The following is a 24,614-nucleotide window of genomic DNA, read 5'->3' on the forward strand; positions in this document are numbered from 1 at the left end:
CGCCTGAAACAGGCGGTTTTTTTATGCGCGCAGATTATCAGGTGCCCGCCGTCGCGGCGAGCACCCGCGACGCGGGCGACTACGAACAGAACTTGCCGAGCAGGCTCATCTGCGCATTGCGCGACGCCTTGCCCGGCCGGCGCCGGCGATAGTGACCATCGCTTTGCATCAACCAGGCCGACTGGTTGTCGCCGAGAAACGCCGATAGCCCTTCCGCGATCACGCGCCGTTTCAGCCGCCGGTTGTTGACCGGGAATGCGACTTCGACGCGCCGGAACAGATTGCGATCCATCCAGTCGGCGCTCGACAGATAGACCTGCTCCTTGCCGCCGTCGTAGAAGTAGTAGATGCGATGATGTTCGAGAAAGCGCCCGACGATCGAGCGCACCGTGATGTTCTCGGAGAGTCCTTGCACGCCCGGCTGCAGCGAGCACACGCCGCGCACGATCAGATCGATCTTCACGCCGGCCTGCGCTGCCTCATACAGCTCGGCGATCACCGTCGGCTCGAGCAGTGCGTTCATCTTCGCGACGATGCGCGCCTTCCTGCCCGCCCGTGCGTGCTCGGCTTCCTTGCGGATCGCTTCGACGAGCTTCGGATGCAGCGTGAACGGCGACTGCCACAACTCATGCAGCTTCAGTTCGCCACCGATGCCGGTCAGCTGCTGGAACACATGGTGCACGTCCTCGCAGATCTTCTGATCGGCGGTCATCAGACCGAAGTCGGTATAAAGGCGCGCGGTGCGCGGGTGATAGTTGCCGGTGCCGAGGTGCGCGTAGCGCTTCAGGGTCGACTTGCCGCCCGCCAATACGCGTCGCACGATCAGCATCATTTTCGCGTGGCACTTGTGGCCGACCACGCCGTAGACCACGTGCGCGCCGACCGCTTCGAGCTGCGAGGCCCAGTTGATATTGGTTTCTTCGTCGAAGCGCGCGAGCAACTCGACGACCACCGTGACTTCCTTGCCGTTGCGCGCGGCCTGCATCAGCGCGTCCATCAGCGGCGAGTCGGTGCCGGTGCGATAGATGGTCTGCTTGATCGCGACCACGTTCGGGTCCTTGGCCGCCTGCAGCAGCAGCTCGAGCACCGGCTGGAAGCTCTCGTACGGATGATGCAGCAGCACGTCGCCCTGATCGATCACGTCGAACATGCTCGTGCTGTTGGCGATCTGCGTCGGCGTCGACGGAATATGCGGCACGAACTTCAGATCCGGCCGGTCGACCATCTCGGGCAGCTGCATCAGCCGCACTAGATTAACGGGGCCGTTCACGTAGTAGCAGTCCTTGTTCGACAGACCGCTTTCGTCGAGCAGGCGCCGCACCACGTGCGCGGGCGTGTCCGCCGACACTTCGAGCCGCACCGCATTGCCCAGATGCCGCGCCGGCAGTTCGCCCTGCAACGCGACGCGCAGATTGGTGATTTCGTCTTCGTCGACGAACAGTTCGCTATTGCGGGTGATGCGAAACTGATTGCAGCTGCGCACGACGAGGTTCGGAAACAGTTCGCCGACGAAGCGTTGCAACAGCGAGCTCAGCAGCACGAAGCCGTGCGGATAGCCCGACAGTTCCTGCGGCATGCGCACGAGCCGCGGCAGCGCCCGCGGCGCCTGCACGATGCCCATCATCGCCTGGCGGCCGAATGCATCCTTGCCTTCGAGTTCGACGACGAAGTTCAGGCTCTTGTTCAGCACGCGCGGAAACGGATGGGCGGGATCGAGACCGATCGGCGTCAACACCGGCAGCAGTTCGTCGACGAAGTAGTTGCGCGCCCATTCGGTCTGCGCGTCGCTCCATGCTTCGGTGCCGTGGAAATAAATACCTTCCTCCTCGAGCGCGGTGAGCACCGTGTCGTGCAGCATCGTGTACTGGCGATGTACGAGCTTCTGCGCACGCTCGACCACGAGGTCGTACACGTGTTGCAGCGACATGCCGTCCGGCGACAATGCGCCGGGGTTGTCGCGCATCTGTTCCTGAAGCCCGGCCATGCGGACTTCGAAGAATTCGTCGAGATTGCTACTGGTGATGCAGATAAACCGGAGACGTTCGAGCAGGGGGACGGCGGGATCGGCGGCTTGCGCCAACACGCGCTCGTTGAAACCCAGAATGCCCAGCTCGCGATTCAATAAGGGATAGCGGACGGACATCGGTGGCGAGATTGGAATGTCTGAAATGGCGACGGAAAGACGCTCGGAAATTCTCACGATTCGGTGACGTCCTGATGACATCGGCGGTGTTTTAAACATTTTATGCCGCAATCGTCGGCTGTCGTCAATATGACGCGCTACCTATGCGACGATACCGAACTCCCTGCGCCGCGAGGTGACACCGTGAAGGCTGCTACGCTTAGAATGGCGTCTTTGAACAGTGCGGCCGGCCGCGACGCGCATCATGCGTCGAAGGGGCCGGGCAGGCGCGTGGCGCTGCCGGCGTCCGCCGCCACGCCCGCAGCCGCAGCCGCCGCGCTCGCGCGCATGGAGTACGCTTACCCGATGGTCACTATCCCTCATCTCCTCGCCGCCGTGGATCTCGGTTCGAACAGCTTCCGGCTCATCGTGGGCCGGGTCGAGGAAACCGACGCGGGCAGCCAGATCTATCAGGTCGACGCCTTGCGCGAGCCGGTGCGGCTCGCGGCCGGGCTATCGAGCGACAAAATGCTCGATCGCGCCTCGCAGGTGCGTGGCTGGGATGCGCTGAAGCGCTTCGGCGAGCGTCTGCGCGATTTTCACCCCGACCACGTGCGCGCGGTCGCGACCAATACGCTGCGCATCGCGAAGAATGCGGGCGAGTTTCTCGGCGAAGCGCAGGCGGCGCTCGGTTTTCCGATCGAAGTGATCGCGGGGCGGGAGGAAGCGCGCCTGATTTATGCAGGCGCCGCGCACTCGGTGCCAGCGAGCGCGGGCAAGCGGCTCGTCGTCGATATCGGCGGCGGTTCGACCGAATTCATCATCGGCTCGCACTACACGCCGATCAAGATGGAGAGCCTGTATATCGGCTGCGTAAGCCATAGCCGTACGTTTTTTCCGGCCGGCAACGTCGACGAATACACGATGCGTCAGGCCGAGCTCGCCGCGCGCCGCGAAATCCAGATCATTTCCGCCGAATACAAGAAGACCGGCTGGGAGCAGGCGATCGGCTCGTCGGGAACCGCCCGCGCGCTCGCCGAGCTGGTCGAGGCGAACAATTTCAACGATGCCGGCGTCACGCACGGCATTTCGCGCGGCGGCCTCGAGCGGCTCAAGCGCGCGCTGATCAAGGCCGAAAACGTCAACCGGCTGAAACTGATCGCGCTGAAGAGCGACCGCGTGCCGGTGCTCGCGGGCGGCCTGTCGATCATGATCGCGGTGTTCGACGAACTGGGCGTCGACTATGTCGACACCACCGACGGCGCGCTGCGTCTCGGCGTCCTGTACGACCTGCTCGGCCGTTCGCAGCACGAGGACATGCGTACGGTGACGGTCGGGGGCTTCATGCGCCGCTATGGCGTCGATCGTGCGCAGGCGGGGCGTATCAGCGATCTGTCGACGAGCCTCTACGACCAGTTCATCGAGCCGGACGAAGAACGCCGCGCGGAAAACCGCATGTTCATCGGCTGGGCGGCGTCGCTGCACGAAATCGGGCTGTCGATCTCGCATAGCGCTTATCACAAGCATTCGGCGTATATCGCAAGCAACGCCGACATGCCGGGCTTTTCGCGCACCGATCAGGCGCGGCTCGCCGCGCTCGTGCTCGGCCACGCGGGCAAGCTCGGCAAGCTGTCGCAGACGCGCGACGTCGAATGGCCGCTGCTGTTCTGCCTGCGGCTCGCAGCGTTGCTGTGCCGTCGACGCGCGGACGTCGGCCTGCCGGGTATCACGGTTGCTCAGGCGAACGGCGGTTACGAGGTGCGTTTGCCGAACGAGTGGGTCGCCAACAATCCGTTGACGGACTACAGCCTGATCCAGGAAGCAGCGGAGTGGGAGAAAGTCGGGATTCCGTATCGCGTGGTTTATACGGACGATTGACGCGGCGCCGATCGGCGCACGCTTCGATTCGCGGCGTGCGCGTGCACAAAAAAGCCCTGCAAATGCAGGGCTTTTTCGCTTCCCAGGTGATGCAGCTTATCGCGGCAACGCATCGCCGAGGAAGTGTCGCGCGTAGCGGGCGTTGATATCGGACAGGCGGAACAGCGTCAGGAAGTCCGCGGTATTGAAGTCGGGGTCCCACGCCGGTGCGCCGCAAATCTTCGCGCCGAGTCGCAAGTAGCCCTTCACGAGCGGCGGCGGCGCGACGGCGGCGCCGGTCTGCAGGTCGTCGACCGGCAGCGGCGTATGCGGGAACGCGCGATATTCGGGCGCGGTCAGCGCGTTGTCGCGCAGCGAGCAATACAGGTTCGCCGCATAGTGGCCGCCGTCGGCCATCGCGACGCTCGCGCAGCCGAGCATCGTCTCGTAGCCGTTGTGCTTCATGTACGCGCCGAGCCCTGCCCACAGCGACATGATCACCGAGCCGCTGCGATAGTCGGGATGCACGCACGAGCGGCCGACCTCGACCATCTTCGCGCGCAGATGCGTGAGACGCGACACGTCGAACTCGCTTTCCGCATATAGACGGCCGATGCGCGCGGCCTGATGCGGCGGCAATGCGCGATACGTACCGACTACTTTCAAGGTGTCGAGATCGCGTACCAGCAAATGATCGCAGTACGAATCGAAGGCATCGACGTCGAGGCCGGCGGGGCCGCTCAAGCGCGCGCCCATTTCGTCGGCGAAGACGCGATAGCGTAGACGCTGCGCTTCACGCAGATCTTCGTCGGTACGCGCCCACGACACTTGCAGGCGATGCTGCGCGGTAACCGTTTCCTCGGCGCGCGGCAGACGGCGCGGTTCGAAAAGCGAGGCGAAGGGCAGGGTGGGCGTCGGCAGTTCTCGCATTGGCTGTCCTGGTCGAAAAGAGGGAGGATTTCTTTTTTCGCCAATGTAGTAACGCGCGGTGACGCTCGCATGGCAAAGCTGTGACGATTGGATGACTGCCCGTAAGCCCTCGCGTGTGTGCCTGTCAAGTCGGACGCGTCGCGCGACGCGTGCGCTCAAATCAGATCGGGACTGATGGCGGCGCGCAACACTGCCTCCTCTTCGCCGTGGCGCTCGCGGCTCTCGATCCACCAGATGCCCGCTTTTTTCAGCGGCCAGCTCGCGCGGCTGTCGCCGAGCAGTTGCGCGGCGACGTGGCCGAGCGTCGGTTGATGGCCGACGATCACCACGGTCTGCGCGATGCCGCCGGGCCAGCCGGCCGCTTCGAGGACATCGTTCGCACTCGCGTTCGGCGCAAGTTCGCGCACGACGCGATACTGGTCGCTCAACGTCTCGGCGGTCTGGATCGTGCGCACGGCGGGGCTCGCGAGGACGACCGCGTCCTCGGGTAGGCGGGCGCGCAGCCATTTCGCGGCGTTCTGCGCCTGCTTGCGGCCGCGCGTGGTGAGCGCGCGCGCGAGATCGCTTGCGGCGACATCTTCTGCTTCGGCATGACGCCAGAGGATCAGGTCCATGGGAGTCTCCTTTTGAGCGGCCTGGGATGGCGTTGCGGCGGGTCTGAGCGGCTTGGCAACGAGGTGCGTGCGCAAGCACTGTCGCATGCACGGGTGATGGTTTGCAAGGCGAGTGCCTGATGGATCGGCTATCGGCGTCAACGTGAACGCGGGCCAAAAAAGCAAAAACCCGCGAAGCCGGAGGTTTCGCGGGTTTCGACTTGCTTTTCGTGGTCGGAGCGAAAGGACACCAAGACGCGCTGCTTCGGCCTGCGCGTCACGTCGCCAGGCGCGCGTGCCTGCATTGTCGAAGGCCGCCTGCACGGCCGCACGATCCGCTGCACCATTGGCGATCCTGCAACTGGAAACGGGAGGACGCCCGCCAGCATGCCGCCGACCTGCGCATGCTGGTCGACATGGGCATTGACCCGCGCGAACAGGAAGCCCGGCAGCGCGCCGCCGCCGACGCGAAGCGCGAGGCGGTACCTGAACGAAGGTTCTAAAAGGTACTTCCAAAACCGAAATGAGCCTGAGCGAACTCGCTCTGTTTCGTCCAACTTGATGATCATCCGGTGATGATCCGTCACCCTCAGGCATTCGCTGTTAAGCGGCGCACGATTCAGATCGTATCGGGTTCAATATCGGGCGGAAACGCGTCCTTCGACACTCCGTTCAGGCTCTACCCGGCGAAAATGCTGGGATATGACCGCGACACGTTTGGCGACATGATTCATGCGATGAAATATGATCTCAGGCTGCGAGGCGATGACAACGTCATTTGGCACGATAGTGGGGACGTCGAATTTAGAAAAAGCATCATCGGCAATATGCACGACTATGCAAACTGATCTTCATACGATGAACGTACATCAACTCGCACATGCATCATTTTCGATAGCCGGGGATGATTTGGATCCGATGTTTGGACCAGATATTTCGGCGTTTCGCCGGACACGGCGATAGTCAAGGGGAAGCGGTTTATGACTCCGCCGGGGCGATTGAGCAGCGTGCCAGCTACTCGCAGACAAGGGCGCACAGATGCGTTTCTTCTGTTATTGGGACAACGAGAGCGGCGACCGCGTGCCTGAAGTGCCTCGCTCGAATGCACAAGCCGATCCTCGTATGCAGCAAGGCCGCGCCTTAACGCTGCACGCGCCGAAAACAACGCGGCTGGCGAAAATGATAGCTTTTGATAGCAGATTTTAGACGACGGATCGCGACGAAGGCCGATTCGCGTTGGTCGAATTTGCCTACACAGCGCCTGGACGGACCCAGAAAGCAAAAAGCCCAGCCGGTTAAGGCTGGGCTAAGTGCTTGATTCCAATGGTCGGAGCGAAAGGATTCGAACCTTCGACCCTCTGATCCCAAATCAGATGCGCTACCAGGCTGCGCTACGCTCCGACGAATCCGAGAGTATAGGGGGTACGGACAGGAGCGTCAATGCCTTGGCTTGCGCTGGCTCCTCGGTGAGCTATATACGCCCCATCAACAGCAGAATGATCACGACGATCAGCACGACGCCGACGAGCCCAGTCGGTCGATAGCCCCAGCCGCTGCTATACGGCCAGCTTGGCAATGCGCCGATCAACAGCAAGATGAGCACGATTAGCAGGATGGTTCCGACGGTCATGGCGTTCTCCTTTTCGAGGGGCCGCGAAATCGCTGGCCGGATCGTCACGCTGGTTTGGCGCATGCGCGCCGCGACAATCGACGCGCGTATCGCGCGCCTGTTGCTGGATCGGAACCCGCAAGGCATGTGCCAATCACCGATGAAGATCGATGCGGCGAGGCCTTGGACGAAGGTGAAAAAAGGAGGGAGCGGCGCGCGTAGCGTCACCGTTTGATGTAGGTATGTCCAAGGAACTCACAAGGGATCGCGCACGTGCAGCGGACGACGACGCGCGCGGCGCATGCATGCGCCGCAACGCCGGTCATCGCATCACAGAGCGGACGCGCAACTGAGGCACTGCGATATGCCAGTGACCCGGTTAGAGGGACACGATCCGAGTTCGAAGATCATCCGCGTCAATGCCGTGGACGCCTCCAATGCGGCATATGCAGATGCTGATGCGTCCAGTGATGCAGCATGCCCTCGCCGTCGTGTTCTCGCCGGTAGGCCCGCGATTCGAAAATCGACAACGCCACCAGCACGATCAGGCCTATGGCGAGCCCGATCAGGCCCGCGATCGATTCACCGTCCATGGCAGTCTCCCGCTAGGTTCAGCCATGAACCCATAGTAGCGCAGGTCTGGCGAAATCTCACGAAACGGAACGACCGCGGCACGAGCCGGCGTGATGGCGTCGCGGAACGCGCTTTGCGGGTAGACTCTCGGCGCGCCGGCGGACGTCCGCCATCCCATTTGTCCCGGAGAAGATTGCAAAATGACCCGCGTTCTGACTGTTGCCTTGCTGTTGTGCGCCGGCGTCGCCGGCTGTGCGGACAATCCGTCCGCGCATCGCGGCAGCCCGCCCCATGATCCCGCCGACTACCACGGCGTGCCCACCGACGATCGGCCGCCCGCGATGGTGCCCGCGCCCGTCGCACAGTGAGCGCTCGTCGAAGTGAAAACGATCGGGAAAGGGCGGGGCGGGAAAAGCGAAGCACCGGCGCGGGCACGCCGGCACTTCTGACCCGTGCCGACTGTTCGCGCGGAGAGCACGGGCTGAAGACATTCTAGGACGCGTTCGTTATGCGATATGTATGCGCTTGTTTCAAGCCGTAACGTTCCGTCGTCCGCCGAACAGCCAACGGAGCGCGGCGCGCCGCGCTACTACGCCGCCGCGATCCTTCGCGACACGCCCGGCAGGTAACGCGCGAGCGTCGCGCCGCGCGTGGCCATGAAGATCAGCAGCGCGATCCACAGCCCGTGATTGCCGTGCCACGCGAGCAATGCCCACGATGCCGCCACGAACACCACGAGCGACACCACCATCGCCATCATCAGTTCGCGCGTGCGCGTCGCGCCGATGAACACGCCGTCGAGCAGGAAGCCCCACACCGAAATGACCGGCGACAGCGCCGCCCACGGCAGATAGGTTTCGGCCGCGGCGCGCACGGCGGCCTGATCGGTGAGCCGCTCGATGATCCATGCGCCCGCGCCCCAGTACACGAACGAGAAGCCGATCGCGCCGAGCGCCGACCATAGCGCGGTGACCTTGACCGCCTGCGCGAACGCGTGACGATCGCGCGCGCCGATCGCCGCGCCTACCAGCGCCTCGGCCGCATGCGCGAAACCGTCGAGCCCGTACGCCATGAAGGTCTGGAAATTGAGCAGCAATGCGTTCGCGGCGAGCGTCGCGTCGCCTTGCCGCGCGCCGAGATGCGCAAACCAGCCGAACGACGACAGCAGGCACAGCGTGCGCACGAAAATGTCGCGATTCAGCACGACGAGCCGCTTCAGCGCGGCGGCGTCGAACAAGGCGGCGCGATTCAGCGCGGGCAGGCCGCGCGGCCTGCCGTGCCATAGCAGCGCGAGGCCGAGCACGAAGCCGAGCGCGTCGGCAGTCGCGGTAGCCGCGCCGATGCCAGCCACGCCCCAATGAAACGCGTACACGTACAGCAGCACCGCGACGATGTTCACGCTATTGATGAACACCTGCGACAGCAACGCGAGCCGCACCCGCTGCGTGCCGAGCAGCCAGCCCAGCACCACATAGTTGCCGAGCGCGAGCGGCGCGGCCCAGATCCGCGCGTGGCAATAAGCCTGCGCGTGCCGCTGCACGGCGTCGCTGCCGCCGATCGCTCGCAGCGCGTAGTCGATCAGCGGTTGCTGCACGAGCAGCACCAGCGCGCCGATCGCAGCCGCCATCAGCAGCGCGCGCACGACGCTGTTGCGCAGCTCGTCGCCGTGGCCCGCGCCGTGCGCCTGCGCGACGAGGCCGGTGGTGCCCATGCGCAGGAAGCCGAAGCCCCAGAACACGAAGTTGAAGAAGAGGCCGCCGAGCGCGACGCCGCCGAGGTACGAGGCGCTGTCCAGATGACCAGCGACGGCGGTATCGACCGCGCCGAGGATCGGCTGCGTCAGATTCGCGAGGACGATCGGGAACGCGAGCGCGAGCACCCGGCGATGCCAGCGCACCGGCAGCGCAGGCGCGCTGGCCGAATGCGCGGCGGTGTCGGAAGGCTCGGCGGGGGGCATGCCGGCATCGGACGTCCTCGCGTCGCTCAAGAGCGCTCCTGCACGCACACCCACGGCGAGACCACGACCGCCCACAGCTCGGGGTCGCGCGCGGCGAAATCGGCGGCCGTCTCCGACTGCACGCGCTCGACGAGGCCGGAAGACAACCATTGGGCGACCTGGGTGGTGTCGTCGTTGGCGATCGCTTCGGCGACGCTCACGAGATCAAGGTCGCGCGCGACGTGCAGCAGGATGCCGCGCGCAAAGAAACGTTCGAGTTCGCTCCAGCCGATCTTGGCGGTTTCGCCGAGCAGCTTCGCGTACAGGGGGCTTTGGGGGGCGTCGTTGGAAGTCATCGTAGGCGGGGTCGGACGGGGCCGTCACTATAAACCATTGGCGCAGACCGCCGGGCCGCGTGGCGGGCTTGCGCAACGCGCCGAGCGGTCTTTTAATGCATCGCCGGACTGAGTCGGATTCTGAACCTGGATGCCGGCGGATTCAACGACAACGGCGCACGAGCCTTGCCGCCAATCAGCGTCCGATTAATCGTCCGAATATTCAAACTTGAAACGCGAGTTTGAATGCGGTTTCAGGATTGCCGGTGGAATTGTTGATGTTAAAACTTTCGCTATTGCGAATTTGTTGTGAGGGAATATCGAGGATTATTCGAAAGTGTTGGCGCGGCTAATCGATGCGTTACGTGCGTTTCCGCACCAAGTTTATATTCGCAAGCGAAAACGGTTTATTGGCGAACGAGTTAGTCTTATTCGGACAAATGTCTTTCCTCTGCTGTTTTGCAGGGAATTTATTCGATCGGCCAGGAACATTGACTGGTGCGAGCCTCGGGGAATCCAGTTTGAATGACCTGGCGGGTTGCGTATCCCGGCTGCGGCGCATTTAGCCGGTCTCATTTCGACATTTCCGATTCACGGATTGCGTAATCCGTACGCCGTGTAACATTGACCGCAAAATTATTGGATTGCGCTTGTAAATGCAGATTGTTAGATTTCGTTCTGGCGCATGGTGAACCGGTCCTTTGCCGATATGCGCCGAACCCCCGTTAGCCCGGCTTCGTGCCGGGCTTTTTTTTGAACGGATTTACGCGGGTGTTTAACCACTGCGGCGATCTTCACCGCGAATTCACACACATGGCCGATGATGGCCGATTATTTTTTGCGGCGCGAGGCTCATGACCGGGGTGATCATCTTTGTCGGCGTATGGATGATCGCGCTCGCGTTGCTGCTGCGTTTCGCCGCTCGCATCGATCCGCGCTCGGGACGCCGGCGACGCCACTAAGCGGTGACGCTATCCCGCTGGGCGGCCGCGCGCACCGCACGGTGTGCCTCCTTTACTGCTTGCAGCGAATGACCATCGAACGGTTTTTCACATTCGCGCCGAAAATCCCGCCGATGGTGCCGCCGGACGTCGCGCCGTTGTCGACGTCTTTCGACACCACGTCGTACCCGTAGTTGCCGCAGGTTTCGCCCGCGCGCTTGTAGCACTCGGCCCAGCTCGTGCTCGCGTCGCTGCCGCTGCAGTTGATCGCGAAACCCGTGTCGCCGCTCGGCAGATAGGTCATCGTGGTCGTGGTCGAGCAGCCGCCGAGGCCGCCAAGCGTCAGGAGGCCGAGACTGATCGTTGCGGCCGTCGCGACGCGCGCCAATGGGCTTTTCATTTCAGATTCCTTGCAAATAACGGAAGGGCGTGGCGCGCAGCCACGCCGCTTCGAATTGAGCGTTTATAGCACGGCGGGTTCCCGCGCCCGCCGCTGCCTAGCGCGGCGGCAGTTCCTTCGACGGATCGATCGAGCGGCCCTGGTAGCGCAGCTCGAAATGCAGCATCACGCGATCGGTATCGGTGTCACCCATTTCGGCGATTTTCTGGCCGCGCTTGACCGATTCGCCTTCCTTCACGAACAGCGCGCGGTTATGCGCGTAAGCGGTCAGATAGTCGGCGTTGTGCTTGAGGATCAATAGATTGCCGTAGCCCCGCAGACCGTTGCCTGCGTAGACCACGGTGCCGGGCGCCGCCGCGACGATCGGTGTGCCGGCCGCCGCGGAAATATCGATCCCCTTCGAGTTGCCGCCGTCGAAACGGCGGAACACGGTGCCGTCGGCCGGCCAGACCAGCGAAATCGGCGCGGGCGCGGTGGCCGGCGCAGTGTCCGCCGGCGCGGGACGCGGCGCGGCCGACGCGCTCGCGCTGCCGCTGCTGCTGCCACCACTACCGCCGCCGCTACGGATTGCGCCGCTCGTCGACGCCGTTCCGCTCGGTGGCGCGACACGCAGCACCTGGCCGACCTCGATGTTGTCCGGATTGGTCAGGTTGTTCCAGCGCGCGATGTTCTGCACCGATTGCCGGTTGCCGCGCGCGATTTTCGACAGCGTGTCGCCCCGTTCGACCCGGTAGTAGCCCGGCGCCACTGGCGCCGACCCGCACGCGGCGAGCAGCGCGAACAACGCCGCGCAACCGAGTCGTTTGATTCTTGTCGTTTCCAGCATTGGACCTCGCAAAGCGCTGCCGCGCGCCGATCCCGATCACGCGGCACAGACAGACAAAGCGCTCGATTCTAACGGTTTTGTGTTGCGCCCCCTGGCGTGGGGGCGAGGGAGTGGGCGGCCGCTTCGAGCGGCTCGCCGCCCCCGTCGGCGTATCAGCTGGTCTTCTCGACGCTAATGCGCAGGGCCGCCGTCTCGGTTTGTCCCGGCTCGAGCCAGCGCAAACCGCGGCCGTTATGGATCGCATCCGGCAGCCCGAGCCACGGCTCCACGCAGTAGAAGTCCGACTGCGGCGTTTCAGTCCACGTCGTGACCGAGTACCAGGGCACCGAGCCGGGCCGCTGCAGATCGATCGTAATCACGCGATTGATGCCCGGCGCCTCGACCCGCACCGGTCGATCGGGCGTGCTGCTCAGGCAATGGAAGTGGTCGTAGATGCGGTCTTCGTCCAGCGTGTAGCTCGCTTCGCCAGGCTCGGCGGGGCTGATCGAGCCATCCCCGAGCTGACGGCAGCGTTCAGTGCGCGGCAGCTCGATCGTCGTCTGCGCGCGCTGCGTGTGCGGCAGCGTGAAGTAGAAGTGGTGGCCGGCGTAGTAGGGCAGGCGCGTGTGGCCGGTATTGGTGGTGGTCAGCGTCACGTCGAGCGTGCGCGGATCGATCAGCTCGTAAGCGGCCTCGAAGCGAAAGCCGAACGGATAGACGGCGCGGGTCGCTTTACTGTCGGTCAGAACCATGCGCAGGCCGGCGCCGTGCACGTCGGCGTGGGGCTCGAACGGCAGGTCGCGCGCGAAACCGTGCATCGGCATCTCGCGCACGGTGCCATGCGCGTCACGCCAATAGCCGATCTTGCCGTCGACGAAGTGACGGCCGAGAAACGGAAACAGCAGCGGATTGCCGCCGCGAATCCGCGCGGGCACGCTCCAGTCGGCGTGCTCGGGCCAGTGGATCACCTCTTCGCCGTCGATCGTCCACGACAGCAGGCGGCCGCCGGCTTGCGGCGAAAAGCGGAGCACGGAGGCGTCCTGGGCGATCTCGAGAATGTCCTGTTCCGGGGAGAGGGGCATGGTCAGTAGGTATCCAGATAGAGGTTGAGGGTCGTCCAAAGCGGTCGGCTGCGTCGGCCGTCGCAATCCGCATTGAAGCGGCGTTTTGCGCCACTCGCCGCGACTGCGTCACCCGCGGTGAAACCGCGATTTTGCGCTGCTTTGCGCTACGGGGAAACCCTTCCCGGGAAATTGCGGGTGTCGGAAAAGGGCGAATCCTATTGATAATCCGTCTGAGCGTCCGGTCTATCCGACTCCCGGGCGAATCGGCTCAGGAGGCATCATGGATCTCGCAATGGCAATGGCCGTTTCTTTGTTCGGCATATTCACGGCTAGCACGTACTACTTCTTCCACTCGCTCAAGCGCTGATCCCGCTGGGTTCATCCTCGGCGTTCGCACTACGCGCGCGACGAATCCGCTGCTCGTTTCCTTGCCCTCGCGTAACAACCGTATCGAGTTGTGACGCAGCGCGTCAATATTTCCCCGAATGTGGTCTAACCGCTTGGCGCTGACAGTGCAGCCAGGCATAATCGGTGCGCCTTTTGACGCGCCGGCTCCCTTTTGCGCGGCGCGCAGTTCCCCGACATTTTCCTTACAAGGACCGCCGCGTGAACCTGTCGTTTCTGATATTCCTGAGCGTGCTGCAAGGCGTGACCGAACTGTTTCCGGTGAGCAGCCTTGGCCACACGCTGCTCGTGCCAGCCCTGTTCGACATGCACATCGACAAGCATGCGCCGCAGTTGCTGCCGTTCCTCGTCGCCCTGCATCTGGGCACCGCGTTCGCGCTGCTGTGGTACTTCCGCGCGCGCTGGTGCGCGCTGGTGCGCGGTTTCTTCGCGTCGCTCGGCGGCCGCCGCAACGACGACGGTCACATGATGTGGGCGCTGATCATCGGTACGATTCCGGCGGGTCTCGTCGGTCTCGTGCTGGAAAAGCGCCTCGAGGCGATTTTTCACGATCTGCGAATCGTCGCGTTTGCGTTGATCGTAAACGGCGTGCTGCTGTGGTTCGGCGATCGCCTGCAACGCGCGCGCGCACATCGGGCGCCGGAAAAGCTGACGTTCCGCCAGGCGTTCTTCGTCGGCCTCGCGCAGATCGGCGCGCTGATTCCGGGCTTCTCGCGCAGCGGCCTGACGATGATCGCCGGCAATGCGGCCGGCCTCACCACCGAGAAAGCCGCCGAGTTTTCGTTTTTGCTCGGCACGCCGATCATTTTCGCGGCTGGCGTACTCGAACTGCCAAAGCTGCTCCACGCGCCGAGCCAGCTTGCCGACGCGGCGCTCGGCGGCGTGCTGACCGCGATCGCCGCGTACCTGAGCGTGCGTTTCCTGATGCGCTACTTCGAGGGCCGCGGGCGTCTCGCGTCATTCGGTTTGTACTGCGCGATCGCGGGAATCGTGTTCCTCGGCTGGTTCATGCTGCATCCGCAGCCGGTCTGAGGGCGGCGGGCGATCGGTTATAATCCGGGCCCGGTTGCTTGCAGGTCAGTTAAAATTTTAGTTTGTGCGAAATCGGGCGGCTCGCCGCGAGTGCCGGTTTCATGCGGATAGCGATCCATACGGCAGTAGCTCAGCTGGATAGAGCATCGGCCTTCTAAGCCGAGGGTCGGGGGTTCGAGCCCCTCCTGCCGTACCAGAATCATCGAAGGGTTACAGGCCTCGCGCCTGTAACCCTTTTTGTCTTTTTGCTGTCTTTTCGCACCTCGCGCGGATCATTGAACGCGACGCCGAGCTTGCTTCGGGTGTTTCCGGACTCAGGAAATCGCGCGCGACGCCGTTAGTTCGACAGAACCGTTTGACGCGCCGCGATGGAGGAATCAGCGTGAACCGACTCAGCCTCAACACCAAACTCTGGCTCGCGTTGCTGATCACGTGGCTCGGCCTGCTCGGCCTCGGCGGCTGGGCCGCGTGGCAGTCGCGCGCGACGATGCTCGCTGAGCGCAAGTCGGCGGTGCAGAACGTCGTCGAGAGCGCGTACGGCATCGTCGCCGACTACGCGCAGCGCGCCGACCAACACGAGCTGACGCCCGATGAGGCGCGCCAGCAGGCGCTCGCCCGCCTGTCCGCGATGCGCTACCCCGGCAGCGGCTACATGATCGTGACGACCGCGACGCCGGTCGTGATCATGCATCCAGTGCTCGCCGATCTGCGCAACAAGGACGTGTCGCACTACGCGGACACCGACGGCAAGCTGCTGTTCGTCGAGATGGTCAAGGTGGCGCAGGCGCAGGGGCAGGGCTTCGTCGATTACATGGGACGCCTTGCCGGCCACGACGAGCACGTGCCGAAGATCAGCTTCGTCAAGCGCTTTGCCGCGTGGGACTGGTATCTGATTTCGGGCGTCTACGTGAACGACATCGACGCGGCGTTCCGCGCCGACCTGCTGCGCTATCTGCTGACGATCCTCATGATCGGCAGCGTCAGCACCATCGCGCTCGTGCTGATCATCCGCAACGTCAAGCGCAGTCTCGGCGGCGAGCCCGCCTACGCGGCGAGCGTCGCGGAGACGATCGCCGACGGCGATCTATCGTGCCCCGTCACACTGGCCGGCAACGATCAGGAAAGCATGCTGTTCGCGATGCAGCGCATGCAAAGCCGCCTCGCCGACGCGATCAGGCGTATTCGCGGCGGCACCGAAACGATCACGGTCGCGGCGGAAGAGATCGCCGCGGGCAATCTCGATCTGTCGGCACGCACGGAACAGCAGGCGTCGTCGCTCGGCGAAACGGCCGCGAGCATGGAGCAGCTGACGGCGACCGTCAAGCAGAACGCCGACAACGCGCTGCAGGCCAACCGCATGGCGCACTCCGCGTCGCAGCTCGCGGGCGAGGGCGGCGAGGCCGTGCAGCACGTCGTCGCGAATATGCAGAGCATCGCGGCGAGTTCGGCGCGCGTCGTCGATATCATCGGCGTGATCGAGAGCATCGCGTTTCAGACCAACATCCTCGCGCTGAACGCGGCCGTCGAAGCCGCGCGCGCCGGTGAGGAGGGTCGCGGCTTCGCGGTCGTCGCGGGCGAGGTGCGCAATCTCGCGCGCCGCAGCGCCGACGCGGCCAAGGAGATCAAGACGCTGATCGAGGATTCGGTCGCGCGCGTCGGCAGCGGCAAGGCGCTCGTCGAGAAAGCGGGCGGCACGATGGATTCGCTCGTCGATGCGGTGAAGCGCGTGACCGACATCATCAGCGAGATTTCCGCCGCGTCGGACGAGCAGAGCCGCGGCATCGAGCAGGTCAATCTCGCGATCGCGCAGATGGACGAGACCACGCAGCAGAACGCGGCGATGGTCGAGCAGGCGGCGGCCGCCGCGCAGTCGATGCAGGAGCAGGCGCAGATGCTGCGCGACGTCGTCAGCACGTTCCGCCTGCAGGGGGCGGCCGCCGCGCGTTGATGGCCGCGTCGATGGCGCGCTGCCTGCAGAAGTGTGCATGCTATGCTTTTGAGGTCAGGATCAAAAGCCCAAAAACCGCGTGCGCCCGTGCGCGACGTGCGCACTTCAAGGAGAGTCCCACATGTCGACGCGAACCCGTGTGCTGTTCCGCCTTGGTGCCGCAGGCCTGCTGCTCGGCGCGGCGATCGGCGCGCAAGGGGCGAACCTGGCCTTTCTGAACGACACGCCGATCACCTACATGAAGCAGCGCGACAACGACTCGATCAAGCACGCGGTCATGAGCGCGCTCAATGACAGAAAGGACGGCGACAGCTTCACGTGGGTCAACGACGGCACCGGCAATAGCGTGAAGATCGACGCGACCATCACGATGGACAGCACCTCGACCGACGGCGGGCGCACTTGCCGCATCCTCGGCGTCGTACTCAATGCGAAAGGGCAATCGATGAACCTGCGTCCGAACTTCTGCAAGGTAGGCGGCGCCTGGCAACTGCAGAAGCGATGAGCCCGCGAATCGTCTCGTGCGGGGTCGTGCTGCTCGATCCCGACGGGCGCGTGCTGCTCGCGCACGCCACCGAAACGACGCACTGGGATATTCCAAAAGGGCAGGGCGAGGACGGCGAGGCGCCGCACGTCACCGCGCTGCGCGAGATGGTCGAGGAGACCGGCATCGCGCTCGAGGCTGGCCGCCTGAAGGATCTCGGCCTGTTCGTCTATCGGCGCGACAAGGACCTGCATCTGTTCGCGGCGCGCGCGCGTGCCGGCGAACTCGATCTGAGCACGTGCACCTGCACGTCGCTATTTCCGCGCCGCTCGGACGGCACGCTGATCCCGGAGATGGACGACTACCGCTGGGCGTCGATCGAAGAGGTCCCGCACTATGCGAGCCGTAGTCTGACGCGGCTCTTCGAGACGACACTGTCGCTCGCGGAACTGCACCGGTCGCTATAGAGGGCGCGCGCCGCGTTTAATCGAGCGCGTGGTCGTTAGGATGCGCGAACAACGCGCGGTTCTGCTCCGACAGCGGGAAATTGACATTGATGCCGCGCGGCGGAATCGGCTGCGTGAACCACTGCCGGTACAGACGCTCCGCGTCGCCGGACGTCTGCGAGCGCACGATCACGCGATTCACGAGCGCCCGGAACGGCTCGTCGCCCTTGCGGAACATGCACGCATACACCTCATAGCCGAGCGGCGTCCCCGTCACGATGAAATCGTCGGGATGCGGGTCGGTCGCCTTGAAACCGTAGACGATCGGCTCGTCCATCACGAACGCCACCGCGCGGCCGTCCTTCATCGCGTTGAAGGCCTCCTGATGGTCGCGCACGCTCATGATGCGCATGTTCAGCTGCTTCTCGGTGTTGAGGCTGCGCAGCAGGCGCTCGTCGGACGTGCCCGCGGTCGTCACGACCGGCTTGCCGGCCAGATCGGGGAAGTCGGTGATGCCGCTGTTCTTGCGCGTGATCATGCGCACCGCGTACTGGAAAAAGCTGTCCGAAAACGCGGCGACGTTTTCGCGCTCGACCGTGTGCGTGGTCGAGCCGCATTCGAGATCGATCTGATTGTTCAGCAGCATCGGCGTGCGGTTCGACGAAGTCACCGTAATTTCGTGAACCCGCAACTGCGCGATGCCGAGCGTCTTCCTGATTTCATCGACGATCTGCATCGCGATCGCCTGCGAGTAGCCGACCGTGCGCTTGCCGTCGAAGTACGAGAACGGGATCGATGCCTCGCGCACGCCTAGCACGACGACGCCGTCGTCGTGGATCTTTTTCAGCGTGCCGGTCAGTTCATCCGCGCGTGCGGGGCCGGCGAACGCGACCACGCCACAGGCGGCCAGCGCAAGCAGCACGCGGTGCATGCCGCGCACGAGATGCGGCATGCCTGAGCCGCGCGGGCCCCGTCCGCCCCGAACCATACCTTCAGACCCTTCCCCGCAGCGGCCTGCAACCTTCATCGGGCCTCCCGGACCGGCGCGCCCAGGCGAGCGCGCTGTGATATCGATCTAACATCCTGCAACCCGGATGGCCCGGCAGCGCCGGGCCGTCGCTGACGCGAGCTTAGGCCGGCTTGCCCCAACTGTCGCGCAGACTGACGATGCGGTTGAATACGGGCTTACCCGGCTTCGAATCGACGCGATCGGCAACGAAATAGCCGTGCCGCTCGAACTGGTAGCGCTGCTCCGGCAGCGCGTGGCGCGCGCCGGTTTCGAGGTAGGCCTGGACCACGCGCTTCGAGTCCGGATTCAGCGCTTCGAGGAAATCGCGGCCGCCGGCGTCCGGTTGCGGTTCCTTGAAGAGCCGGTCGTAGATGCGCACTTCGGCCGGGCACGCGGCCGCCGCGCTGACCCAGTGGATGTTGCCCTTGACCTTGTAATTGTTCGCGCCTTCGGTGCCCGATTTGCTGTCCGGGAAGTAGTTGCAGTGCACCGCGACGATGTTGCCGTTCTCGTCCTTGTCCGCGTGTGTGCATTCGATCACGTAGCCGTAGCGCAGGCGCACCTTGTTGCCCGGGAACAGGCGGAAGTAGCCCTTCGGCGGCGTTTCCGTGAAATCCTCGCGCTCGATCCACAGCTCGCGAGAAATCGGAAACTCGCGCACGCCCTGTTCCGGATGATGCGGATGCACCGGTGCGTGGCACGGCTCGGTGAGGCGTTCGGGGAAGTTGTCGATGATCAGCTTGACCGGATCGAGCACGGCGGCGATGCGCGGCGCCTTCTCGTCGAGATCGTCGCGCAGCGCGCCTTCAAAGACGCTCATGTCGATCCACGAGTCGACCTTGGTCACGCCGATGCGCTCGCAGAACAGCTGGATCGATTCGGGCGTGAAACCGCGCCGGCGCACGCCGACGATGGTCGGCATGCGCGGGTCGTCCCAGCCTTCCACATGGCCTTCGTTGACGAGTTGCAGCAGCTTGCGCTTGCTGGTGATCGCATAGGTCAGGTTCAGGCGCGAAAACTCGATTTGCTGCGGCAACGGACGCTTGAAGATGCCGGCTTCGGCGAGCTCGTTCAGGATCCAGTCGTACAGCGGACGGTGATCTTCGAATTCGAGCGTGCACAGCGAATGCGTGATGTTTTCGAGCGCGTCCGAGATGCAGTGCGTGTAGTCGTACATCGGGTACACGCACCAGGTGTCGCCGGTACGGTAGTGATGCGCGAAGCGGATGCGGTAGATGACCGGGTCGCGCATGTTGAAGTTCGGCGACGACATGTCGATCTTCGCGCGCAGCACGTGCTCGCCTTCCTTGAACTCGCCCATTTTCATGCGGCGGAACAGGTCGAGGTTTTCCTCGACCGAACGCTCGCGGAAACGCGACGGCGTGCCGACTTCGGTGGCCGAGCCGCGGTTCGCGCGCATTTCCTCGGCCGACTGACTGTCCACGTACGCCTTGCCGCGCTGGATCAGCAGCTCGGCGAACTCGTACAGCTTGTCGTAGTAGTCGCTCGCGTAGTACAGATGCTCGGTGCGGTCCTTTTCCCATTCGAAGCCGAGCCAGCGCACCGAGTCGATGATCGACTCGACGTACTCGACGCTTTCCTTCTCCGGATTGGTGTCGTCGAAGCGCAGATGGCACACGCCGCCGTAGCTGCGCGCGACGCCGAAGTTCAGGCAGATGCTCTTCGCGTGACCAATGTGCAGATAGCCGTTCGGCTCCGGCGGGAAGCGCGTTTCGACGCGCTGGCTCCATTTGCCGGTGCGGTTGTCGTCGTCGATGATGTTGCGGATGAAATTGGATGCCGCGGGCGCGTCGTTGCGGTCAGCGTCTTTGCGTTCGGTATTCATGCGAGAAGGTGAGAGTCCGTGGGGGCGCGTGATGCGCCCGCTTAGCCGTCAATTCTACCTGACGAGCCCGCTCGCGGCAGGCGCTTGCGGCGTGCAGCCAACGGTGGGGCGGGTCTGGCGCGGATGCCGCCGTCACCGGGGCAGGCGCGCGGGGCTGTAACAGGAGGTAAAACGGGTTGGCGACGCGCGCCGCGCCGACTTAGGATGCGCTGCTGCGCGCGGCCCGCGCACCCGCGCTGGGCCTTCGCGCGGGGCAGGCTGCCTGAGCTGTCCACTCTGTTCTTCATCGCTTGCACGAGGCTCCTCTGCTCGTGCGCCATGCTCGCCTCGTTGCCGGAGTTCTCTCGGATGTCTATCCCGATGCACGGCGCGTTTCGCGCGCCTTTTGCCCGCGCTTTGGCTAGCGCCCGATTTTCTTGCCGTACTCGTCGCGTGCTTGCTTCGGCCTGGTTTGCCGCGCTGGCCGTGAACGTGGCTGCGCCGCTGTCCGCCGCTGCGAAAACACCGCCGCCGAAGCCGGCGCTCGATGGGTCGGCCGTCGCCGCGCCGGACGGCTACAGCGCGGACACCGCGCAGCAGATCTTCGCCGAAGGCGGCAACGCGGTCGATGCCGCGGTCGCGATGGCCTTCACGCTCGCCGTCACGAGGCCCGATGCGGGGAACCTCGGCGGCGGCGGTTTCATGACGCTGCTGGTCGACGGCAAGCCATATTTTCTCGATTATCGCGAGCGCGCGCCGCAGCAGGCGAACCGCGACATGTACCTCGACGACAAGGGCAACGTGGTGCCTGGCATGAGCACGGTCGGTCATCGCGCGGCGGCCGTGCCGGGCACTGTCGATGGTATGTGGCAAGCGCAGCGGCGCTTTGGCAAGCTCAAATGGAAGCAGGTGCTCGCGCCCGCGATCCATTACGCGACCGAAGGCTTCCAGGTCGGCCCGCGCCTGCAGCAGCGACGCGACGCGGCCGCGAAAAGTTTCGCCGGCAAGACCAATTTCGACGCCTATTTCGGCAACCTGAAAGCGGGCGCGACGCTGCGCCAGCCGGAACTCGCGCAGACGCTTGGGCGAATCGCGAGCGACGGCGGCCGCGAGTTTTACGAGGGCCGCACGGCTCAAATGATCGCCGCGCAGATGTACGGCCACGGCCTGATCACGAGCCAGGATCTGAGCCAGTACAAGGCACTCTGGCGCGAGCCGCTCGCGGCCGACTGGCACGGCTACCGCGTGATCACCGCGCCACCGCCGAGCTCGGGCGGCGTCGGGCTGATCCAGTTGCTGAAAATGCGGGCCGCTGTGCAGCCGGCGTTCGACGGTCTCGCGTTGAATTCGGCGCCGTACATCCATCTGATCGCGCAGATCGAGGATCGGGTATTCGCTGACCGGCAACGCTATATCGGCGACCCGGACGCATCGGCGGTACCGGTCGCGAAGCTGATCGACGACGCCTACCTTGCGCAGCGCGCGGCCGAAGTCAAAACCGGCGAAGCGCCCGAAGCGGCCCCGGAGAAGCCTGGAGTCGACGGCGCCGCGGCGACGGAAAAGGCGCAAACCACGCATTTCTCGGTGGTCGACAAGTGGGGCAACGCGGTGGCCAACACCTACACGCTGAACGGCGATTTCGGCTCGGGCGTCGTGGTGGACGGCGGCGGGTTCCTGTTGAACGATGCGATGGACGATTTCCTGATCAAGCCGGCCGGCGCCGGGGCGACGGGCGCGTCGGGCGCGGCCTCGGCATCCGGCGCCGCCGATGCCGAGGCCGAGCCGAACATGATCGCGCCGGGCCGCCGCCCGATTTCGTCGATGACGCCCACGCTGCTGCTGAAGGACGGCAAGATCGCGCTGGCGATCGGCACGCCCGGCGGCTCGCGCATCCTGACGACGATCTTCCAGGTGATGACGAATCTGTTCGACTTCGAGATGTCGCCGACGGACGCGCTCGCCGCAATGCGTTTCCATCATCAGCTGCTGCCGCAAAAGACGATCTACTTCGAGCCGTACCATGCCGCGCCGGATGAGCTCGCCACGCAATTGAAGGAGCTCGGCTATACGGTCGAGCAGCAGCCGTTCAACGGCGACGTGCAGATGATCCGCGTGAACGGCGCGACGCCCGAGCCAGCGAGCGATCCCCGTGGTGCCGGCGTGGCACGCGTGATACGGTAGACGCCCCGCCGCGCTATCCCGCGAGCGGGCCATAAGCCGAACACGGGGAAGCACGATGACCGAACAACAACCAACCAAACTAGTACTGCCGGGCTATCTGGACTCCGGCCCAGGCCACTGGCAAACGCGCTGGCAAGCGCTCGATCCCGCGTTCGTCCGCGTGCGGATGCCGGACTGGGACCACCCTTCGCGCGACGCCTGGTGCCGCACGCTGGCCGCCACGCTCGATTCCCTGGACGCGCCGGTTGTGTTCGCCGCTCACAGTCTCGGCTGTCTGACCACGGCGTTCTGGGCCTCGCAGTACGCGAGCGCGGCGCAACTCGCGAAAGTGGCCGGCGCGCTGCTGGTCGCCGTGCCCGATCCGGCCGAAGCGCATTTCCCGCGGGACGCGACCGGCTTTGCGCCGGTGCCGCTCGAGCGCCTGCCGTTTGCGACGATCGTCGTGGCGAGCAGCGACGATCCGTATGGCGGCGTGCCGTTTTCACAAACCTGCGCGAGCGCGTGGGGCAGCCGCTGGATCGGCATCGGCGCGCGCGGCCACATCAACGCCGATAGCGGCCTCGGCGATTGGGACGAGGGGCGGAGCTGGCTGGCTTCGCTAACGCGTGTGCGCTGAGTCTCGCCGCCTGGTCGATCAGATCACCGCTTTTCGCTTCAACTCCGCAATCGTCTGCGCGTCGTATCCGAGCAGGTCGCGCAGCACGCGCTCGGTATGCTCGCCGAGCAGCGGCGGATGGCTCAGCGCCTGCGGCGGCGTGCCGGTCATGTTGATCGGATTGCGCACGAGCTTGACCGTGCCGCCCGACGGATGCGGCAGAGCCACCTGCAGGCCGCGCGCGACCACCTGCTCGTTGTCGAACACTTCGTCGAGGTTATTGATCGGCCCGCACGGCACGCCGGCCGCTTCGAGCGTCGCGATCCATTGTTGCTTGCCCTGCAAGCGGACCATGTCCGCGAGCATCGGCACGAGCAGTTCGCGGTTGCGCACGCGCGCGGGGTTGGTCGCGAAACGGTCGTCGTCGGCGAGTTCAGGGCGGCCGCCCACCTCGACGAACTTGCGGAACTGTCCGTCGTTGCCGACCGCGACGATGATCCAGCCATCGCTCGTCTGGAAGGTCTGGTAGGGCACGATGTTCGGATGCGCGTTGCCCCAGCGCACCGGCGGCTGGCCGCTCGCGAGGTAGTTCGAATTCATGTTGGCGAGCATCGCGACCTGTACGTCGAGCAGCGCCATGTCGATGTACTGGCCTTCGCCCGTGCGGTCGCGGTGCGTGAGCGCGGTCAGCACGGCGATCGTCGAGTACATGCCGGTCATCAGGTCGGCGATCGCGACGCCGGCCTTCTGCGGGCCGCCGCCCGGCTGGCCGTCGCGCTCACCGGTAATGCTCATGAAGCCGCCGATGCCCTGCACGATGAAGTCATAACCGGCGCGCTGCGCATACGGCCCGGTTTGCCCGAAGCCCGTGACCGAGCAGTAGATCAGGTCGGGCTTCACCGCTTTGAGCGATTCGTAGTCGAGGCCGTATTTCTTCAACTGGCCGACCTTGTAGTTTTCGAGCACGACGTCGCATTGCGCGGCCAGTTCGCGCACGATCCTCTGGCCCTCGGGCGACGCGATGTCGAGCGTGACCGAGCGCTTGTTGCGGTTCGCCGCGAGATAGTAGGCGGCTTCGCGCGTGTCCGCGCCGTCCGGCGTCTGCAGATACGGCGGCCCCCAGTGGCGCGTGTCGTCGCCGACCTCGGGGCGTTCGATCTTGATGACGTCGGCGCCGAAATCGGCGAGCGTCTGCGCGCACCACGGACCGGCGAGCACGCGGGTGAGATCCAGCACGCGGATGTGACTGAGAGCGCCCATGTTCCTGAATGTCTCCTGATGGTTGCAGGCCGCGCGGCGAGCCGCCATGCGCCATTTCGCGCGAAGTTTCGTGGAAGTCATCTTAAGCGATTCCCGCTCGCGGGCGCAGTCAGCCGAACGTCATAGCGCCGCTCGGACGATGGGACACGCGAGTGTCGCCGCGGGCGCATGCCGTGCTGGCCGGATGGCCAGCACGGCATGCGCGCAGTGCCGCGCACGCGTGCCGATCCCGTATAATCAGTCGTTTAAAGAAACAGACAGTTG

Annotated in this window: 23 protein-coding genes and 2 tRNA genes; 10 read left to right on the forward strand and 15 right to left on the reverse strand. The window is 64.6% G+C overall.

Going from position 1 to position 24,614, the window contains the following annotated elements; all coding sequences use genetic code 11:
* Positions 1–79: 79 nt before the first annotated feature.
* Positions 80–2,143, reverse strand: a complete 2,064-nt coding sequence (ppk1, locus tag AB3X96_RS17050) for a polyphosphate kinase 1 (protein ID WP_368590630.1) — start codon at positions 2,141–2,143, stop codon at positions 80–82.
* A 204-nt stretch (positions 2,144–2,347) separates the two neighbouring features.
* On the opposite strand from ppk1, the gene ppx reads away from it, so the two are divergent.
* Entirely contained in the window at positions 2,348–4,000 is a 1,653-nt protein-coding gene (gene ppx / locus AB3X96_RS17055) for an exopolyphosphatase (RefSeq protein WP_368590592.1), read from the forward strand.
* A gap of 96 nt (positions 4,001–4,096) precedes the next feature.
* Here the strand turns inward: ppx and AB3X96_RS17060 are convergent, their stop codons facing one another.
* From AB3X96_RS17060 to AB3X96_RS17070, 3 genes are all read right to left on the reverse strand, one after another.
* The gene (locus AB3X96_RS17060; protein ID WP_368590593.1) at positions 4,097–4,909 is read right to left on the reverse strand and encodes a GNAT family N-acetyltransferase; all 813 of its coding nucleotides are present in this window, start codon (positions 4,907–4,909) and stop codon (positions 4,097–4,099) included.
* A 155-nt stretch (positions 4,910–5,064) separates the two neighbouring features.
* On the reverse strand, positions 5,065–5,523 hold the full coding sequence (locus AB3X96_RS17065) for a histidine phosphatase family protein (RefSeq protein WP_176105547.1): 459 nt from the start codon (positions 5,521–5,523) through the stop codon (positions 5,065–5,067).
* Between the two features lie 137 nt (positions 5,524–5,660).
* On the reverse strand, positions 5,661–6,071 hold the full coding sequence (locus tag AB3X96_RS17070; RefSeq protein WP_368590594.1) for a hypothetical protein: 411 nt from the start codon (positions 6,069–6,071) through the stop codon (positions 5,661–5,663).
* Between the two features lie 6 nt (positions 6,072–6,077).
* Between AB3X96_RS17070 and AB3X96_RS17075 the strand changes: the two genes are divergently transcribed.
* On the forward strand, positions 6,078–6,350 hold the full coding sequence (locus tag AB3X96_RS17075; protein WP_368590631.1) for a hypothetical protein: 273 nt from the start codon (positions 6,078–6,080) through the stop codon (positions 6,348–6,350).
* Positions 6,351–6,826: 476 nt separating this feature from the next.
* Here AB3X96_RS17075 and AB3X96_RS17080 read toward each other — a convergent pair.
* The 3 genes from AB3X96_RS17080 to AB3X96_RS17090 all read right to left on the reverse strand — a co-directional run bounded on the left by AB3X96_RS17080 (position 6,827) and on the right by AB3X96_RS17090 (position 7,704).
* Positions 6,827–6,903, reverse strand: a tRNA-Pro gene (locus AB3X96_RS17080).
* Between the two features lie 70 nt (positions 6,904–6,973).
* Positions 6,974–7,132: a DUF3309 family protein gene (locus tag AB3X96_RS17085; RefSeq protein ID WP_176105549.1), complete on the reverse strand. Its 159-nt coding sequence runs from the start codon at positions 7,130–7,132 to the stop codon at positions 6,974–6,976.
* A 395-nt stretch (positions 7,133–7,527) separates the two neighbouring features.
* Positions 7,528–7,704 carry a hypothetical protein gene (locus AB3X96_RS17090; protein WP_018421224.1) on the reverse strand — a complete coding sequence of 59 codons (177 nt, stop codon included), beginning with the start codon at positions 7,702–7,704 and terminating at the stop codon, positions 7,528–7,530.
* Between the two features lie 180 nt (positions 7,705–7,884).
* On the opposite strand from AB3X96_RS17090, the gene AB3X96_RS17095 reads away from it, so the two are divergent.
* Positions 7,885–8,052 (forward strand): hypothetical protein, encoded by a 168-nt coding sequence (locus tag AB3X96_RS17095; RefSeq protein WP_368590595.1) that lies wholly within the window; start codon positions 7,885–7,887, stop codon positions 8,050–8,052.
* A gap of 221 nt (positions 8,053–8,273) precedes the next feature.
* Here the strand turns inward: AB3X96_RS17095 and AB3X96_RS17100 are convergent, their stop codons facing one another.
* The 5 genes from AB3X96_RS17100 to AB3X96_RS17120 form a co-directional block, all read right to left on the reverse strand.
* Positions 8,274–9,641, reverse strand: a complete 1,368-nt coding sequence (locus tag AB3X96_RS17100; RefSeq protein WP_368590632.1) for an MATE family efflux transporter — start codon at positions 9,639–9,641, stop codon at positions 8,274–8,276.
* 26 nt (positions 9,642–9,667) lie between these two features.
* Positions 9,668–9,976 carry a DUF2288 domain-containing protein gene (locus AB3X96_RS17105; protein WP_013089991.1) on the reverse strand — a complete coding sequence of 103 codons (309 nt, stop codon included), beginning with the start codon at positions 9,974–9,976 and terminating at the stop codon, positions 9,668–9,670.
* A 993-nt stretch (positions 9,977–10,969) separates the two neighbouring features.
* The gene (locus AB3X96_RS17110) at positions 10,970–11,296 is read right to left on the reverse strand and encodes a hypothetical protein (protein ID WP_018433468.1); all 327 of its coding nucleotides are present in this window, start codon (positions 11,294–11,296) and stop codon (positions 10,970–10,972) included.
* 97 nt (positions 11,297–11,393) lie between these two features.
* Complete coding sequence (locus tag AB3X96_RS17115; RefSeq protein ID WP_368590596.1) at positions 11,394–12,122, reverse strand: peptidoglycan DD-metalloendopeptidase family protein; 729 nt, start codon at positions 12,120–12,122, stop codon at positions 11,394–11,396.
* A gap of 152 nt (positions 12,123–12,274) precedes the next feature.
* Positions 12,275–13,183 (reverse strand): aldose epimerase, encoded by a 909-nt coding sequence (locus tag AB3X96_RS17120; RefSeq protein WP_368590597.1) that lies wholly within the window; start codon positions 13,181–13,183, stop codon positions 12,275–12,277.
* Between the two features lie 588 nt (positions 13,184–13,771).
* Between AB3X96_RS17120 and AB3X96_RS17125 the strand changes: the two genes are divergently transcribed.
* From AB3X96_RS17125 to AB3X96_RS17145, 5 genes are all read left to right on the forward strand, one after another.
* Positions 13,772–14,602, forward strand: a complete 831-nt coding sequence (locus tag AB3X96_RS17125) for an undecaprenyl-diphosphate phosphatase (protein WP_368590598.1) — start codon at positions 13,772–13,774, stop codon at positions 14,600–14,602.
* Positions 14,603–14,721: 119 nt separating this feature from the next.
* A tRNA-Arg gene (locus AB3X96_RS17130) sits at positions 14,722–14,798 on the forward strand.
* A 186-nt stretch (positions 14,799–14,984) separates the two neighbouring features.
* A complete protein-coding gene (locus AB3X96_RS17135) occupies positions 14,985–16,550 on the forward strand; it encodes a methyl-accepting chemotaxis protein (protein WP_368590599.1) in 1,566 nt (521 codons plus the stop codon).
* A gap of 121 nt (positions 16,551–16,671) precedes the next feature.
* Positions 16,672–17,055: a hypothetical protein gene (locus AB3X96_RS17140; RefSeq protein WP_176124129.1), complete on the forward strand. Its 384-nt coding sequence runs from the start codon at positions 16,672–16,674 to the stop codon at positions 17,053–17,055.
* Positions 17,052–17,501: an NUDIX hydrolase gene (locus AB3X96_RS17145; RefSeq protein WP_368590600.1), complete on the forward strand. Its 450-nt coding sequence runs from the start codon at positions 17,052–17,054 to the stop codon at positions 17,499–17,501. The genes AB3X96_RS17140 and AB3X96_RS17145 overlap by 4 nt, the downstream gene beginning before the upstream one ends.
* Before the next feature lie 16 nt (positions 17,502–17,517).
* On the opposite strand, the gene AB3X96_RS17150 is transcribed toward AB3X96_RS17145, so the two are convergent.
* The gene (locus tag AB3X96_RS17150; RefSeq protein WP_368590601.1) at positions 17,518–18,432 is read right to left on the reverse strand and encodes a transporter substrate-binding domain-containing protein; all 915 of its coding nucleotides are present in this window, start codon (positions 18,430–18,432) and stop codon (positions 17,518–17,520) included.
* A 178-nt stretch (positions 18,433–18,610) separates the two neighbouring features.
* A complete protein-coding gene (locus tag AB3X96_RS17155) occupies positions 18,611–20,335 on the reverse strand; it encodes a glutamine--tRNA ligase/YqeY domain fusion protein (protein ID WP_368590602.1) in 1,725 nt (574 codons plus the stop codon).
* Positions 20,336–20,683: 348 nt separating this feature from the next.
* Between AB3X96_RS17155 and ggt the strand changes: the two genes are divergently transcribed.
* Both ggt and AB3X96_RS17165 read left to right on the forward strand, forming a co-directional pair.
* Positions 20,684–22,495, forward strand: coding sequence for a gamma-glutamyltransferase (gene ggt / locus AB3X96_RS17160; RefSeq protein WP_368590603.1), 1,812 nt, complete (start codon positions 20,684–20,686; stop codon positions 22,493–22,495).
* A gap of 55 nt (positions 22,496–22,550) precedes the next feature.
* Positions 22,551–23,111 carry an alpha/beta hydrolase gene (locus AB3X96_RS17165; protein ID WP_176107976.1) on the forward strand — a complete coding sequence of 187 codons (561 nt, stop codon included), beginning with the start codon at positions 22,551–22,553 and terminating at the stop codon, positions 23,109–23,111.
* An 18-nt stretch (positions 23,112–23,129) separates the two neighbouring features.
* Here the strand turns inward: AB3X96_RS17165 and AB3X96_RS17170 are convergent, their stop codons facing one another.
* Positions 23,130–24,350, reverse strand: coding sequence for a CaiB/BaiF CoA transferase family protein (locus AB3X96_RS17170; protein WP_368590633.1), 1,221 nt, complete (start codon positions 24,348–24,350; stop codon positions 23,130–23,132).
* Between the last annotated feature and the right edge of the window lie 264 nt (positions 24,351–24,614).

The organism is Paraburkholderia sp. BR13439 (assembly GCF_040948805.1).
In the GTDB taxonomy this organism is placed as follows: domain Bacteria; phylum Pseudomonadota; class Gammaproteobacteria; order Burkholderiales; family Burkholderiaceae; genus Paraburkholderia; species Paraburkholderia youngii.

What these genes read in the sequence shown, in the direction of transcription:
- AB3X96_RS17095 (WP_368590595.1), top strand. Translation starts at nt 7,885, where the DNA reads ATGACCCGCGTTCTGACTGTTGCCTTGCTGTTGTGCGCCGGCGTCGCC.
- ggt (WP_368590603.1), top strand. Translation starts at nt 20,684, where the DNA reads ATGTCTATCCCGATGCACGGCGCGTTTCGCGCGCCTTTTGCCCGCGCT.
- AB3X96_RS17145 (WP_368590600.1), top strand. Translation starts at nt 17,052, where the DNA reads ATGAGCCCGCGAATCGTCTCGTGCGGGGTCGTGCTGCTCGATCCCGAC.
- AB3X96_RS17100 (WP_368590632.1), bottom strand. Translation starts at nt 9,641, where the DNA reads ATGCCCCCCGCCGAGCCTTCCGACACCGCCGCGCATTCGGCCAGCGCG.
- AB3X96_RS17085 (WP_176105549.1), bottom strand. Translation starts at nt 7,132, where the DNA reads ATGACCGTCGGAACCATCCTGCTAATCGTGCTCATCTTGCTGTTGATC.
- AB3X96_RS17155 (WP_368590602.1), bottom strand. Translation starts at nt 20,335, where the DNA reads ATGAATACCGAACGCAAAGACGCTGACCGCAACGACGCGCCCGCGGCA.
- ppx (WP_368590592.1), top strand. Translation starts at nt 2,348, where the DNA reads ATGGCGTCTTTGAACAGTGCGGCCGGCCGCGACGCGCATCATGCGTCG.
- AB3X96_RS17070 (WP_368590594.1), bottom strand. Translation starts at nt 6,071, where the DNA reads ATGATCATCAAGTTGGACGAAACAGAGCGAGTTCGCTCAGGCTCATTT.
- AB3X96_RS17075 (WP_368590631.1), top strand. Translation starts at nt 6,078, where the DNA reads ATGATCCGTCACCCTCAGGCATTCGCTGTTAAGCGGCGCACGATTCAG.
- AB3X96_RS17150 (WP_368590601.1), bottom strand. Translation starts at nt 18,432, where the DNA reads ATGCCGCATCTCGTGCGCGGCATGCACCGCGTGCTGCTTGCGCTGGCC.
- AB3X96_RS17140 (WP_176124129.1), top strand. Translation starts at nt 16,672, where the DNA reads ATGTCGACGCGAACCCGTGTGCTGTTCCGCCTTGGTGCCGCAGGCCTG.
- AB3X96_RS17165 (WP_176107976.1), top strand. Translation starts at nt 22,551, where the DNA reads ATGACCGAACAACAACCAACCAAACTAGTACTGCCGGGCTATCTGGAC.
- AB3X96_RS17090 (WP_018421224.1), bottom strand. Translation starts at nt 7,704, where the DNA reads ATGGACGGTGAATCGATCGCGGGCCTGATCGGGCTCGCCATAGGCCTG.
- AB3X96_RS17170 (WP_368590633.1), bottom strand. Translation starts at nt 24,350, where the DNA reads ATGGGCGCTCTCAGTCACATCCGCGTGCTGGATCTCACCCGCGTGCTC.
- ppk1 (WP_368590630.1), bottom strand. Translation starts at nt 2,143, where the DNA reads ATGTCCGTCCGCTATCCCTTATTGAATCGCGAGCTGGGCATTCTGGGT.
- AB3X96_RS17110 (WP_018433468.1), bottom strand. Translation starts at nt 11,296, where the DNA reads ATGAAAAGCCCATTGGCGCGCGTCGCGACGGCCGCAACGATCAGTCTC.
- AB3X96_RS17060 (WP_368590593.1), bottom strand. Translation starts at nt 4,909, where the DNA reads ATGCGAGAACTGCCGACGCCCACCCTGCCCTTCGCCTCGCTTTTCGAA.
- AB3X96_RS17115 (WP_368590596.1), bottom strand. Translation starts at nt 12,122, where the DNA reads ATGCTGGAAACGACAAGAATCAAACGACTCGGTTGCGCGGCGTTGTTC.
- AB3X96_RS17065 (WP_176105547.1), bottom strand. Translation starts at nt 5,523, where the DNA reads ATGGACCTGATCCTCTGGCGTCATGCCGAAGCAGAAGATGTCGCCGCA.
- AB3X96_RS17105 (WP_013089991.1), bottom strand. Translation starts at nt 9,976, where the DNA reads ATGACTTCCAACGACGCCCCCCAAAGCCCCCTGTACGCGAAGCTGCTC.
- AB3X96_RS17120 (WP_368590597.1), bottom strand. Translation starts at nt 13,183, where the DNA reads ATGCCCCTCTCCCCGGAACAGGACATTCTCGAGATCGCCCAGGACGCC.